Below are 13267 nucleotides of genomic sequence, written 5' to 3'. Positions count from 1 at the left end.
AAGGGCGGTATTGCGACCGCCCTGATTCGATGTCTCTTTTGCCGGTTATTTGGCAGGCAAAACGGTTATTGGACAACTTCGCCGCTTTCTACCACGGTCTTGCGTACTTTGTCGGCGAACTTCAACGCTTCTTCGCGAATGGCATCTTCATCGACAGTGAGCATTTTACGGTCTTCCATCAGCAGCTTACCGTCAACAATGGTGTGTTTGACGTTTGTTGCATAGGCTGAGTAGACCAGCGCAGAGTACGGGTTGTAAACCGGTACCATGTTCGGTGCTTTTGTATCGATGATGATGATATCAGCCAGCTTGCCGGTTTCCAGCGAGCCAATGGTGTCTTCCATGTGAAGGGCACGGGCGGCACCGATAGTCGCCATTTCAATGACTTTTACTGGTGGCATGGCTGCGCGGTTTTTGTTCACCAGTTTGTGTACTTTGGCAACCTGGTTAAATTCATCGATAGTACTGATGGTATTTCCTGACATGGGTCCGTCAGTGCCCAAGCCGATACGAAGACCATCGTCGAACATTTTCAGTGCCGGCGACACCCCCTTGGCAGATTTAATATTGGCACTCATGTTGTGCGCAATACCGACATCATGTTTTTTCAGCAGGGCAATATCATTGTCGTCAACATTGATCATATGAGCACCGACAAGGTTTGGGGTGAGCGCGCCGATATCGGCCATATAACCGACAGGTGTTTTACCGCCGCTCCGCTCGGCGATCACCTGATTTTCTCGCTCTGACTCGGCAAGGTGGATCATGACCGGTACGTCGTGCTCCAGCGAAAGCTTGGTGATTTTCTGCAGTGTTTCGGTGGTATTGGTGTAAGGGGCATGCGGGGCAAAAGCCGGTGTAATTCGAGGGTGATCTTTATATTCTTTGATAAAGTCCAGCGCGTACTGGATGCCTTCGTCGGCATTGGCAGCATCGGCAACCGGGAACTTGATCACGGTTTCGCCCAGCACGGCACGCATGCCGATCTGATCGACGGTCTTGGCAACTTCATCCTCGAAATAGTACATGTCGGCATAGGTCGTGACACCGCCTTTGATCATTTCGACATTACCCAGTTGCGCCCCGATACGGACCATGTCACGGGAGACCAGTTTCTTTTCAAGCGGAAAGATGTAGCGGTGCAGACGATCGGGTACATCGTCGGCCATTGAGCGGAAGACCGTCATTGAAACATGGGTGTGGGTATTGATCAGCCCCGGCAATACGATATCGCCATTGGCATCAATGACTTTTTCGGCCAGGTAATCTTTGACATCAGAGCCGTCGGTAACGGCGAAGATTTTATTTTCCTTCACGGCAACCAATCCATTGTCGAAAACAGTTTTCTTCTGATCCATGGTCAGGACAGTGGCATTTTTGATCAGCAGGTCGACTTTTTCGAGCGCAAGTGCTGATGTGCTGGCGAGAGAAGTCGCGGCTAAAGAGACGGCAATAAGTGTTTTCTTAAACATCAATGACTACCAAAAAACGATAACGGTACGCTGATGATACGCTTAGATCATGTCTTGAAAATGAGTATTATATAATTACCCACTTAAATGTGATTAGGGTCACCTTTATGGTCGGATTTAAAATTTTTTCTGTCTAAAAACAGCGCTATTTGGGGTGGATGAACGTTTGCGCTGTGGAATATCTGCTCATTTTGCTGGATTGCTGATGTCCTTTATTAAATGGACAGGCACCATTCCGGAACATCTCCAACACCGCCTTGTGGCTGATCAGTAAAGGCGTTGATTGCTCAGCCGCAGCCGGGGACTATGGTCTTTATTTATCAGATTTAAACTGTGACGGCGTCACTGATTTGGATGTGTTTACTTTATACGAGACTTCGGCAGTGGGGGAACAGGCGCCCTTAAACATCGTCGTTCTCCTCCTCAACTTGAACTAGGCATCTCTACGCGGTCGGCTTCAATGAGAAGTTGACGTTGGGGGCTCTGCACAAGTCGGCTCTTTTGAGGAAAGGGGAGTGAATCAGGAATCGCCTTAGCGGTTGCAGATGCTTAAGATGATCTTGACGGCTTCATCGATGAGCTCATCTTTGTTTTGCGGGTTTTCTTTCAAATAACTCCCTAACGATTCGGTAATGCTGAAAATAGAAATCAGCTTCAGCTTGGTCAGTTTGTAGCCATCGGGTACAACAAAGGGGGAAAAGGTTTTCTCTATCACATGGCAGTAGTAGTCCCGGATATCGTTTTCGACGCTTGCGTACTCAGGGTAGGCTTTTAACGCCGAAACGATGTCGTCATAGAGTTTCCCGTTTGTTTCGATGCAGTTGATATATGAAGAGACGTACACGGTCACGGCATCTTTTAAGTTGTTCGACTGGTTCGTGATCAAGTGATCCATTTGCGATGACAGCGCTTCATCACACCGACGATAAAGGGAAAACAGCAATAGCTGGCGGTTTGAAAAATGGTTGTAGGTGATGGGTTTCGTCACCCCCGCTTTCTTTGCGAGGCTGATTAGAGTCAGGGCGTCCGTGCCCTGATCTCTCACAATTTCAATAGCCAAATCCAGAAGCTGGTTATAACGTTCTTCCTTTTTAAAACGAGACTTCAATTTGGCTTTTCCTTTCTTCGGTTATGCGAAATCAACTTTCGGGAAGTCGATCTTCGGTTGGGTGATATTATTGACCCAATTGCTAAATGTATTTAATGCTGTCCAGGAGCAAACCTGGAGGATCTGACTTTCCGTCAACCCATGAAACATAGCGGTCTCAATATCGACCTGGCTCAGATTGCCTTTCTTCTCAAGAATCGCGCGAGACAGTGATAATATGGCCTGCTCCAGTGGATGATCAGCAATTGCCTGCTGGGCATCAGCACATTCTTCCGATGATAGCCCAATTTTCTTGGCGGAAAAAGTATGGCCACAAACGCAGTAATGACATTGGTTATAGTTTGCCACACTGAGTGAGATCAGCTCGCGCTGGCGCTCGGTTAGGCTCCCGAAGTCTTCAATCGTTTTCTCAAAATCCAGGTAACCACTCAGGCTCGCGCCGTCGATACCCAGGGCAGCAAAAAAGTTCGGGATGATACCGTATTTTTCCTTAAATTCCGTCAGGATAGGGGCAGCTAGCTTGTCTGCGGTTTGGGTTGTTCTCAGGTTAAACTTTTCCATCATTCATTCCTTTTTTCTTACTGTGCTGACACCGGTCATCCGAAACTGAGATCGAATATTTAGATTTGAAATATCAGGGGTGCAGTGCATGCACCGGAAAGCATTGATCTTGTCACGACCCATCACAATCCAACGGTACACGCCCTTACATCGGTAAAAGATCTGTATTATTTGGCCAAGTTACCATTGGTAATTTTTGATAACTATACCGATGGTAACTTAGTTGAGCAAGTCCATTAGCAACACTTGTTCGTTGATAAATTTAACTTTAAAGAGGGGGGGTATGTTGAGTGTGTTGAATGAAGGTCGGATCTGCCGTTTGGTGATTTGCCGTTGTTAGCTGTGCATTTTGGGGCTCTGACCCAGGGCGTGTAATGATGTGTAATCGATCAATATTACTGAGAACAGTATCATCCTCTTTAAGAGGTAAGAGGTAAGAGGTAAGAGGTAAGAGGTAAGAGGTAAGAGTGATGGGGATGGATGTTATCTGTCGTTTCATCACTTGTTGAATTCACGCACAACTGAATAAAAGGGAATCGATGATGTCAGAAGAAAACAATAAAACTCAGGCTGCTTCGGCTGACGGTATTTTGCCATCTCCGTACCGTGATCGTGTTGACCCGAAAGTTGCGGATCAGACAACCAGCTCCTCGGCACAAAGCCTGAACCTGGACGGTCTGCGCGATCTGTCGACGCTGTCCAAGCTGCAGGTGCGTGAGTTTACGCATACCGGCGCGACGCAAATGCAGGCCACTTCGAACGCCATGACCCAGATGGCAGCAGCCGGTGCGAAAGCGGTGAATTACATCATGGATGGTGGAAAATAACCATCATTACCCGGGTCAAACCCTCTGATACAGAAAGAGCCAACGATGTTGGCTCTTTTTTTTTTGCGTACAGTTTTGTCGTGCTTTTCCTCACACTGGCACCGGTCATCTATGCTTAGACAGCAAACGAACATCAGGAGTCCATCATGAATGTGAAGAGATTAGGTGGTTTGTTGTTAAGTATCTGTTTTTCAGTGCCAGCATCAGCAGAGCTGTTCTTGGTATCGACGACGGAAGGACCGGGCTTTGCCGAGCCCAAAGAAGTGATCAAGGTGCTTGAAAACGGGATTATGCCGACGTTTGATTACCTCATCGAACTGAAGAAAAAGAAGAAAATCGTCGCTGGCGGTCTGCCGCTTGGTTCACGGACGTTCTATCTGATTGTCGAAGCTGACAGTCATGATGAAGTCGACCAGATGCTGCGGGATATTCCAGCATGGGGCGTCTTTTCATGGCAGGTGACGCCGTTGCAAAGTATCGAAGGCCGGGCCGCGATAGAAAAAGGCATCTTACAATCGCTGAAATCTGAAGAGTGAAACAGCGGATTTCATCAGTTCACTTCAGCAAGTCTGGATATCTGTCGTCAACACAAAAAAGCCTCCGCATTCACGGAGGCTTTTGGTTTTGGGTTTTGCTTAAGCTTGGTTCAGTGCTTTCGCAATGATGATCTCACGCTCAATGTGCTGTTTCTCGGCATCATCAGACGTTTGGCTTAGCTTTTGCTCCATAGCGTCAAGATAGCGTTTGAACGCATCGTGGGTGGCAAAGATCTTATCTTTGACGTTAATCGATGCAATGTTGGTATAGCGACCGTCTTGGCTGCTTGGGACTGAAATCTTCCCTTCGTTGATCAGCGTTTTCACGATGTTGCGCTCCTGCTCGAAACCGGCCAGTCCGCTCAGTGCCCAACGGTGCATCGGTTTACCTTCGTACTTGCCGTGTTTCACTTCAGTCAGGTAACGGATCGTCAGATTACGAATCGTGCCGGCCTCTTCGCCGTATTCAGCTTCGGTATCGAACAGCACCGGGAAATCACGTCCTTCAAGTACGCCGCCTGCTTTGGTCAGATGCCCCATCCGGTAGCTGTTCATCCCGATGCGGATTGGAGTGGTGTCCGTGATGCGCTTGCCATCAGCAAATTGCAATGACTTGATGCGTTGGCCCGCAGGTTCGGTCAGGTCAATGGTGTAGGTCACCCCGGCGAAAAAGTCATTGGTTGAATACTTGGATGCGCGGCGCTCAGGGTTAAAGCTGTACGTCACATCGCCTTCCTTCACACGGTTAAAATAACCGGCAGACCATTCCATGTAGGTTTTCAGCGCTTTGCCTGTCATTTCGTAAACCGTGATTTCGCCGCCGGCATACTGGTAGTTGTAGGCGATATCTTTGGCTTTGATCTGACCGACATCCAGTTCAGCCTGGTCGTTATCAATCTGCAGGGCAATCACGTTGGCCTTAGGTGCATAGTGCATACTGGTTTCCTGGAACAGTGCGCTAATACCAGTGTCCTGAATATGAACCTGAGGGATCCCCTTCATTTCATTTTCGGGCACTAAATCAACACCGGAAAGTTCAGCCACGATACGGTTGGCATTCTCACGCAGGCGTTGATGGTAGGGCGCATAGAGCTCTTCCATTTTCGCGTCGGAAGCCGTGCCTTTGATTTTGTAGGTGTAGCTATCTTTGTTGACCAACGTAAACTGGCCGTTTCTTTCTTCAAACTGCAAATCGATACGGGAAAGGGCACGGCCGTATTTGTCCGGCTCGGTGATAATTACGCCGTTGATGGTCGCTTTGTCGATGAGGGTGTGCATATGGCCGGCGACAATCGCATCCAGTTCCGGATTGGCATTGGCAATGTCACGGACCCCGGTGGCTTCGATGTTGTTTTCGTTGTCGATCCCCATATGTGCGACCAGCACAATGGCATCAACCTGATCGTCAATCTGCTGGATGACCTTTTTCACTTCAAGTGAAGGGTTGGTAAAGGTCATGCCTTCGAGGCGATTCGTACCTTCAGCGAAAACTTGGGTCATCGGTGTATCCATGCCAATGACACCGATTTTGACCCCTTGTTTTTCAATGATCTTGTAAGCCGGCAGGAAAGGATTGCCGTCGGGACGCTTAATGTTGCCAGCCAGAGACGTGCCTTTGAACTGGGTGAGCGAACGATTCAGGACGTTGAGGCCGAAGTCAAACTCATGGTTGCCCAGCACCCAAATATCGTAGTCCATTTCATTGAAGCCCAGCATCATCGGGTCAACCGGCTCATCTTTGAACGTTTCGACAAAGTTGCCCTGAATGGTGTCACCGGCATCAACCAGGATCACATTGTCCCGATCTTCACGAATCGATTTCACCTTGGTGGCAATCTGGCTCAGGCTTCCACGCAGATTGAGTTTGTCACTGGCGTAATCCCACGGCATGAAATGGCCGTGAATATCTGAAGTCCCCAGAATCGTGACATCAACGATGTCACCGTCTGCGGCGAAGGCATGTCCGGCAAGAGAGAGGCAGATGGCAGAGGCTAAGAATTGTCTTTTCATCATTCACTAATGTTGTCATTGAAAATTAGAGTGACGATTCTAAATTTTACCCTGAGTTGTTTTGGTGATCGATGTCACTAATGAAGTGCAATGAATGGAATAAGTTTGCGTTACTGTGACTGTTATCGCACATCGCGAGGTTGATTAGTGACAGGTTGAGCATTCACTAAAACGTGGGTCAGGGCAATACAGCTTCCATTATTTCAACCTTCTTAAAAGGTCCTCTGTTCTCTGAAACTGATGATTAATCAGACTGTTTTGATATTTGAGTTCTGGCACCGCGCTCAGATAATCCAAATTTTGTATGATAATTCATCGTATTCTGGTCAGTTTCTATATTAGAACAAAACGCTATTAAGATGCTGAATAGGAAGAACATTATGATGGTGCACTCATCATTAAACCATCCATTGAGATCTTTCCGTATTCCGCACTATGACCACGAATACAGGCACCGTTTCTTCACCCATGAACAGGTTCATTACCCATGAAAAGTAAAAAAATCTCGACGTTAGCCGTCCATGGCGGCCAGCAACAAGATGCTGGCCATAACGCATTGTTTCCACCGATTTATACGGCCAGCAGCTTTATTCAGCCGAACCTCGACGAAGGGGGAGACTTTGCTTACTCCCGCGTCAGCAATCCAACCCGCCACGCATACGAAACGGCCCTGGCAGCACTGGAGCAAGGCTGTTACGCCACCGCAACGGCCTCCGGGATGGCTGCCACGGCATTGGCTGTTGAGCTGCTGCCACACGGCTCGCATATCATTGCGATGAAAGGGGTTTATGGCGGTACTTACCGGCTGTTTGAGCGCCTGCGGAAACAAAATAACCAGCTGAGTGTTGATTATATCGACCTCAATGATCTGGATTTGGTTGCGCAGCATATCCGCCCGGAAACCAAAATGATCTGGATTGAAACTCCGACCAACCCGCTGCTGGAGCTGGTTGATATTGCGTCTGTCTGTCAATTGGCGAAAGAGCACAATCTACTGACCTGCGTTGATAATACTTTCGCCAGCGCCTGGAACCAGACACCACTGACGTTGGGGGCGGATATCGTGATGCTATCGACCAGCAAATATATCGGCGGCCACTCGGATCTGATTGGCGGGGCGCTGATCACCAACCGGGATGATCTGGCGAAAGAGCTGGATTTCATAAAAACCACAGTGGGCGCGATTGCTTCGCCGTTCGATGCCTATCTGGCCTTGCGCGGGATGAAAACGCTGGCCCTGCGGATGGAGCGTCAGTGCAGTAACGCGCTGGAAGTTGCTCGTTTTCTGGAATCTCACCCGAGCGTGGCCGATGTGCATTATCCGGGGCTGGAAAGCCATCCACAGTATGCACTGTGCCAAAAACAGATGCGTAGTGGCGGCGCTGTCGTGACCGTGCGTCTGAAAGGCGATCTGGAAACGGCCAAGCAGTTTATCGGCAGGCTGCAGTATTTCGTCCTGGCCGAGTCCCTGGGCGGGGTCGAGAGTATGCTGAACCACTCTGCGTCCATGTCCCATGGCTCGATGACGCCGGAAGAGCGTGCCGCAATTGGTGTGTATGACACCACACTGCGTCTGTCGGTCGGGATTGAAGATATTCAGGATCTGCTTGCCGATCTTGAAGCCGCACTACGCTAAGGGATGTTAATGCAAGACTACGGAATCTGGACCGTGATCACTCCACTGGTCACCATTACCCTGGCGGTGCTCACTCGCCAGGTCATTCTGTCGCTGTTGGCCGGCGCTGTGGTGGGTTATACCGTGATGGCTGGCTTTGATCCAGTGACTGGGGTGCAGCACACCCTGGATAAAGTGATTGAGGTCTTTGCCTCAGCCGGTAATACCCGCACCATTCTGTTCTGCTTTATGGTGGGGGGTATTATTCGCCTGGTGCAGGTGACTGGCGGCACTCGGGGGATGGTGCACTGGCTGACCGAAAAAGCGCATGTGATTAACAACCGCTACGCCGTCCAGCTGCTGGCAATGTTAACCACTATGCTGATCTTTATCGAAAGTTCGATTTCGCTGATGTCCGCCGGGACGGTCACCCGGGATCTTGCCGGCCGGTACAATATTTCGCGGGAGAAGATGGCCTACATCATTCAGTCTTCCTGCGTGGCGAGCTGCTCCTGCATCATCATGAATGGCTGGGGCGCGGCGATGATGGCGATCATCGGGGTGCAGATCAGCCAGGGCTACTTGGAAGGGGAGCCGTTCAATATCCTGCTCCACGCGATGCCGTATAACCTGATGGCCTGGTTTTCCATTGCCAGCGTGCTGTTTTACATCTTCAGCCAAAAATCCTGGGGCCCGATGAAAGTGGCCGATCAACGGGCTGCTGGTGGCAAAGCGCTGAGAGACGGTGCATTTCCGATTACAGGCGATGATGAAGTCCAGACGCTGCAAACGGAGCAACACGGTCATCCGCTGCACTTTATCATCCCGCTGCTGACAACGGTTGTGATGGTACCGGTGGGACTATATATTACCGGTGACGGCGATATTGCCCACGGCTCGGGCTCAACCGCGGTCTTCTGGGCGGTGATGGCGGGAACGGCGGTTTCTTTCGTCTATTTCATTGCGCGCGGGGCGCTGACGGTCGATCAGTTCTTCACCCATCTCTTGGCTGGCTATTCATCGATGATGCCGCTGGGTGCCATCATGACTTTGGCTTTCCTGATGGGGAACCTGTCGGCAGAAATGCATACCGGGCAGTACATCACCCAGAGCATTGAAGGCGTGATCCCGGCCGGGTTCTCGGCAAGCTTCGTCTTTCTGATTGCAGCCCTGATGTCGCTGGCCACCGGCACTTCCTGGGGCACTTTCGCCATTATGATCCCGATTGGGGTACAAATCGGCGTGGCAACCGGGATCGATCCTCATCTGATGATCGGTGCGGCGATTTCCGGTGCTATTTTCGGAGATATGACGTCGCCCATCAGTGACACCGGGATCGTCTCATCAATGGCAACCGGTAATGATCACATCGATCATATCCGGACCCAGTTCCCTTATGTGCTGCTGACCGGCGCAGCGGCTGCGATCAGCTTCGCCTTGCTGGGCTGGCTGCCCATGATGTAATCACGACTCTGACTTTTCTAGCGTAAAAATAGCCGCCCGCAAAAGGGCGGCTATTTTTTGCTCGGGACGCTATTTGAGTCCCCGGTATTTGCCCCCGAGTTGGCCGATCGGCCCTTTCGCATCGCGATGTCTGATTATGGCGCCCAAGTGATCTTGCCTCGGTTTTTAAGGGAAATTCGCGCGGTTGCGCCGCATATTCAGCTGGTTGTCACGCAGCGGAGCCGGGATACAATGATTACTCAGGTGATTGATGGTGAAGCGGATCTTGCTTTCGGTGTCTTTCCTAAAATGCCACAAGAGCTTCAGTCAGAAACGCTCTTTCAGAGAGCGTTTGTTTGTGTTGCCGCTAAATAAGCTGCAGTTTGAGAAAAAAAGCCACACCTTGAGGTGTGGCCTGGTCGGAAATTGTTGGCGCTTTAACGTTAAGACCCCAACGCCTCAACCCACATCACGCCGACTTCTTTTTTGACGACTTTGACCTGGGTGCCGGCCGCAAGCGGATGTCGGCTCTTGAGTTTCCAGCTGATGCCGGAGTAAGCGTACTGAGTCAGTCCGCGATCATCCACATCACTTTCAAGGGTGAAGGTTAACTCCGCAAAGTCAGACTGAATCTCTTTTGTCCCTTTGCTTTCCTGCATCTGCTTGAGCGGCTTCCACAAGATAATCGCCAGAGCGGCGGTGAGCAGGGTATTGCTCCAGAGTGCCGTGGTCAGCGTGCTGTCGAGGATAGCAACATTCATCAAGATCCCGGTGATCAGTAACGACAGTCCCAGGAACAGTAAGATGAAAGTCGACATTCCCAGCACGGCGACTTCAGTGATCAACGCGAGAACGCCGAGGATCATGAGGGCTTGGGGTAAATGTTCGGTTATGAATTCCATCATTTACTCTCTGAAATCAACTGCTTCGCTTTTGGTTAATGGCATTGATAATGGACATGCCTTGCGCAACCAGCGAGCTGGCATCGGTGCTGCCATCTGGCAACAGGACCACGGAAGATTCTTTGGCAATCGCTTCTTTTGCTGAAATCGCTTTGGTTGCCAAATCCAGCTGAATCGCTTTTTGCCCTTGTTCGGTATTTGCGGCTTCACCGACTTTACGCAGAGCTTCAGCTTGAGCTTCGGCAACGGCAATAATTGCTTTCGCTTCACCTTCAGCGCGGAGGATCTGCTCAGCTTTATCAGCTTCGGCGGCCAGAACCTGCGACTGTTTTTTACCTTCAGCAACGTTAATGGCGGCTTGTCGGTCACCTTCAGATTCAAGGATCTGCGCACGTTTAACCCGCTCAGCTTTCATCTGTGCTTCCATGGCTTCCATGACAGAGTTTGGCGGCACAATATCTTTGATTTCGTAACGTAATACCTGAATACCCCATGGCTCCGCAGCCTGGTTAATCGCAGTCACAATATTCGTATTGAGCATGTCGCGTTCTTCGAAGGTTTTATCCAGCTCCATTTTACCCAATTCAGAACGCATGGTAGTTTGCGCCAATTGCGTGACGGCAAATACATAATCATCGACGCCATAGGTGGCTTTATAAGGGTCCAGAACCCGGAAATAAAGCACGCCATCAACGATCAGGGAAATATTATCTTTGGTAATGGCTGATTGTGAAGGGACATCTTGCGCTTGCTCTTTCAGGCTGCGATCGGCAGCAATACGGTCGATGAATGGCACAATAAAGTTCAGTCCGGCCTCTTTGGTCGATTGATATTTACCAAAACGCTCGATCAACCAGGCGCGGTTTTGCGGCACGAATTTCACGCTGCTTTTGAGCAGGACTAGAACAAAAATAAGCAGAAAGACTTCAACGTTCAAAACAACGTCGAGAATTTGAAACACTGGATCCATGTTGATCTCCTTTGGTACGACTCATCGTTTTACCGCGCGGACGAATAATTGTTTCATAACAGCGCGTACAGCTCACAATACCACCACACCTATATGCAGGCTAGAAAAATCGTTATTAATCAGTAAAATATAAGTTTGATATATACAGTAAATGAGTGGTCGTTCAGTGAAAAAAATAGGATTCATGGGGCTTATGCTGTCACAGCTGTTCGGGTGTGCTGCACAAGGGGCGGTAACCGTGGAAGAAATCAGTCAGCTATCCGATGCCAGAATCAGTTATTCGTCTGTGGGGTGTTTTCATCATCAGCAGTATGAGATAACCATTCAGGATAATGTATTACATGTGGCAGATGTTAGCATGTTTGCTCCGCGAAATGGTCCTGCTCCGACGACGTACCTCGGACAGGTGACCCTGGATGAGAAGAAGATCGCCGATCTCAATAAAATGTTCGACCATTTATCAACAACGAAGGGGCGCTGTAGCACCACTCAACTTGATATTGATCTGAGCTATACCGATTTTTTCGGGCGACGCGTGTTCAAAAGCCTGAGTTATTATTGTGCTGAGATGCCGAATGACGACTCTTATACGTTGAGCTCGGTAATTCGTGAAGTTGAAATGAAACAGAAACGGCTGTAACTTGATTTGAATCGTATTCAAATATTCAGTGTTTAGATTTCTGTGGGTATTGCGGGCAAGACAAGACAAGACAAGACAAGACATGGCATGGCAAGGATAAGGCAAGCCGAAGTCATCCGGTGTCATTCTAAACACCCCAGAAATGCAACAGGGAGATTGCATGTTTCCTTTTGAAGTTTTTGTGACATCCGGGTTAGCCGTTGCATTGATGAAGCAGCGATAGTTGTACCCAAAAACATCGACACATTGATATGAACAGCATAGGGAAATAGCGGTAATGGTGACGTGTTATTTAAGATATGTAATTGATCCTTCGAAGGTGAATGCGTTTGAGGAATATGCAAAAATGTGGATCCCACTGGTGAATAAATTTGGCGGCCAGCATCATGGCTATTTCATGCCTTCGGAAGGGGCGAATAATATTGCGCTGGCATTATTTACCTTTCCAAGCTTGGCTGCTTATGAGGAATATCGCACCAAGTCTTTTGATGATCCGGACTGCATCAACGCGTTTCAATTTGCTGAAGACACCCAGTGTATTCTCAGTTATGAGCGAAGCTTTTTCCGGCCAGTGCTGGAATAACAGATACCGTCTTACATAAGGATTTAGGAATGTATTTTTGGGATATTCAATCACTGAAAAAAGAACTTGCCGCGGGGCAGGTGGGTGAAAAGGAATTGTTTCAGTATTTTCTGGCACATATGGTGGCCATCGGCCTTATGTTCATCCCCTATGCGAGCCATAACGTTTTTGACATCGCGTCAGCGGCATTGAGTGTGCCGATCTCGGTGTTGGGGTTAGTTTATGTGTACAAGCAAAGTTCGGCTGGTCAGTTCTTATTCCAATATTTTCCAATCGCATGGGTATTCGGCATCCGTTTTACGGTGGCTGCTCTCCCGCTGATTTTCATCTTTGCCGCGGTTTCACCGGAAGAAACCAGTATATGGGATGTCGTGTTTTTCGGCGTGTTTGAAATCGTGTTTTACTGGCGCCTGAGCGTGCATTTCCGGGATATGCCGTGTACTGAAGCTTCTGTGGCTTGATTCTGGCGGATATCAAACAATCATTTGTAATGGGGCGCACTGAAGCGCCCTTTTTTATGTGGTCGACCGCAATAAAACAATAATTTCTAATATTTTCAGTTGGTTGCAATCAGTTTATCAACGACACTCTCTATAATGG

Annotated in this window: 14 protein-coding genes; 8 read left to right on the top strand and 6 right to left on the bottom strand. The window is 49.1% G+C overall.

Annotation, left to right across the window (positions count from 1 at the left end):
• Positions 1–65: 65 nt before the first annotated feature.
• The 3 genes from VV869_RS16765 to VV869_RS16755 all read right to left on the bottom strand — a co-directional run bounded on the left by VV869_RS16765 (position 66) and on the right by VV869_RS16755 (position 3144).
• On the bottom strand, positions 66–1472 hold the full coding sequence (locus VV869_RS16765) for an amidohydrolase (protein ID WP_337736068.1): 1407 nt from the start codon (positions 1470–1472) through the stop codon (positions 66–68).
• A gap of 532 nt (positions 1473–2004) precedes the next feature.
• A complete protein-coding gene (locus VV869_RS16760) occupies positions 2005–2580 on the bottom strand; it encodes a TetR/AcrR family transcriptional regulator (RefSeq protein ID WP_337736067.1) in 576 nt (191 codons plus the stop codon).
• 21 nt (positions 2581–2601) lie between these two features.
• Positions 2602–3144 carry a carboxymuconolactone decarboxylase family protein gene (locus VV869_RS16755; RefSeq protein WP_337736066.1) on the bottom strand — a complete coding sequence of 181 codons (543 nt, stop codon included), beginning with the start codon at positions 3142–3144 and terminating at the stop codon, positions 2602–2604.
• A gap of 536 nt (positions 3145–3680) precedes the next feature.
• Here VV869_RS16755 and VV869_RS16750 point away from each other — a divergent pair.
• The gene (locus VV869_RS16750; RefSeq protein WP_337736065.1) at positions 3681–3968 is read left to right on the top strand and encodes a hypothetical protein; all 288 of its coding nucleotides are present in this window, start codon (positions 3681–3683) and stop codon (positions 3966–3968) included.
• A gap of 146 nt (positions 3969–4114) precedes the next feature.
• Entirely contained in the window at positions 4115–4504 is a 390-nt protein-coding gene (locus VV869_RS16745; protein ID WP_337736064.1) for a hypothetical protein, read from the top strand.
• A 99-nt stretch (positions 4505–4603) separates the two neighbouring features.
• Here VV869_RS16745 and VV869_RS16740 read toward each other — a convergent pair whose 3' ends face one another.
• Entirely contained in the window at positions 4604–6514 is a 1911-nt protein-coding gene (locus tag VV869_RS16740; protein WP_337736160.1) for a bifunctional metallophosphatase/5'-nucleotidase, read from the bottom strand.
• Positions 6515–7001: 487 nt separating this feature from the next.
• Between VV869_RS16740 and VV869_RS16735 the strand changes: the two genes are divergently transcribed.
• Genes VV869_RS16735 through VV869_RS16725 form a run of 3 tightly spaced genes read left to right on the top strand, consistent with a single transcriptional unit; the run spans position 7002 to position 9947 of the window.
• Complete coding sequence (locus VV869_RS16735; protein WP_337736063.1) at positions 7002–8150, top strand: trans-sulfuration enzyme family protein; 1149 nt, start codon at positions 7002–7004, stop codon at positions 8148–8150.
• 9 nt (positions 8151–8159) lie between these two features.
• The gene (locus tag VV869_RS16730; protein WP_337736062.1) at positions 8160–9593 is read left to right on the top strand and encodes a Na+/H+ antiporter NhaC family protein; all 1434 of its coding nucleotides are present in this window, start codon (positions 8160–8162) and stop codon (positions 9591–9593) included.
• A 57-nt stretch (positions 9594–9650) separates the two neighbouring features.
• On the top strand, positions 9651–9947 hold the full coding sequence (locus VV869_RS16725) for a LysR substrate-binding domain-containing protein (RefSeq protein WP_337736061.1): 297 nt from the start codon (positions 9651–9653) through the stop codon (positions 9945–9947).
• Positions 9948–10015: 68 nt separating this feature from the next.
• Here VV869_RS16725 and VV869_RS16720 read toward each other — a convergent pair whose 3' ends face one another.
• Both VV869_RS16720 and VV869_RS16715 read right to left on the bottom strand, forming a co-directional pair.
• The gene (locus tag VV869_RS16720; protein ID WP_337736060.1) at positions 10016–10477 is read right to left on the bottom strand and encodes an NfeD family protein; all 462 of its coding nucleotides are present in this window, start codon (positions 10475–10477) and stop codon (positions 10016–10018) included.
• A gap of 13 nt (positions 10478–10490) precedes the next feature.
• Positions 10491–11444, bottom strand: coding sequence for a slipin family protein (locus VV869_RS16715; protein ID WP_337736059.1), 954 nt, complete (start codon positions 11442–11444; stop codon positions 10491–10493).
• 166 nt (positions 11445–11610) lie between these two features.
• Between VV869_RS16715 and VV869_RS16710 the strand changes: the two genes are divergently transcribed.
• From VV869_RS16710 to VV869_RS16700, 3 genes are all read left to right on the top strand, one after another.
• Positions 11611–12084, top strand: a complete 474-nt coding sequence (locus VV869_RS16710; protein WP_337736058.1) for a hypothetical protein — start codon at positions 11611–11613, stop codon at positions 12082–12084.
• Positions 12085–12361: 277 nt separating this feature from the next.
• Entirely contained in the window at positions 12362–12667 is a 306-nt protein-coding gene (locus VV869_RS16705; RefSeq protein WP_337736057.1) for an NIPSNAP family protein, read from the top strand.
• 29 nt (positions 12668–12696) lie between these two features.
• Complete coding sequence (locus VV869_RS16700) at positions 12697–13128, top strand: hypothetical protein (protein WP_337736056.1); 432 nt, start codon at positions 12697–12699, stop codon at positions 13126–13128.
• Positions 13129–13267 lie beyond the last annotated feature (139 nt).

It is taken from the genome of Photobacterium sp. MCCC 1A19761 (assembly GCF_037389125.1).
Classification (GTDB): Bacteria; Pseudomonadota; Gammaproteobacteria; order Enterobacterales; family Vibrionaceae; genus Photobacterium.
This window is presented reverse-complemented; position numbering and strand designations above follow the sequence as displayed.

Excerpts from the sequence above, each read along its gene's own strand:
- VV869_RS16730 (WP_337736062.1), top strand. The coding sequence starts at position 8,160 with ATGCAAGACTACGGAATCTGGACCGTGATCACTCCACTGGTCACCATT.
- VV869_RS16765 (WP_337736068.1), bottom strand. The coding sequence starts at position 1,472 with ATGTTTAAGAAAACACTTATTGCCGTCTCTTTAGCCGCGACTTCTCTC.
- VV869_RS16735 (WP_337736063.1), top strand. The coding sequence starts at position 7,002 with ATGAAAAGTAAAAAAATCTCGACGTTAGCCGTCCATGGCGGCCAGCAA.
- VV869_RS16715 (WP_337736059.1), bottom strand. The coding sequence starts at position 11,444 with ATGGATCCAGTGTTTCAAATTCTCGACGTTGTTTTGAACGTTGAAGTC.
- VV869_RS16755 (WP_337736066.1), bottom strand. The coding sequence starts at position 3,144 with ATGATGGAAAAGTTTAACCTGAGAACAACCCAAACCGCAGACAAGCTA.
- VV869_RS16745 (WP_337736064.1), top strand. The coding sequence starts at position 4,115 with ATGAATGTGAAGAGATTAGGTGGTTTGTTGTTAAGTATCTGTTTTTCA.
- VV869_RS16720 (WP_337736060.1), bottom strand. The coding sequence starts at position 10,477 with ATGATGGAATTCATAACCGAACATTTACCCCAAGCCCTCATGATCCTC.
- VV869_RS16740 (WP_337736160.1), bottom strand. The coding sequence starts at position 6,514 with ATGAAAAGACAATTCTTAGCCTCTGCCATCTGCCTCTCTCTTGCCGGA.
- VV869_RS16700 (WP_337736056.1), top strand. The coding sequence starts at position 12,697 with ATGTATTTTTGGGATATTCAATCACTGAAAAAAGAACTTGCCGCGGGG.
- VV869_RS16750 (WP_337736065.1), top strand. The coding sequence starts at position 3,681 with ATGATGTCAGAAGAAAACAATAAAACTCAGGCTGCTTCGGCTGACGGT.
- VV869_RS16705 (WP_337736057.1), top strand. The coding sequence starts at position 12,362 with ATGGTGACGTGTTATTTAAGATATGTAATTGATCCTTCGAAGGTGAAT.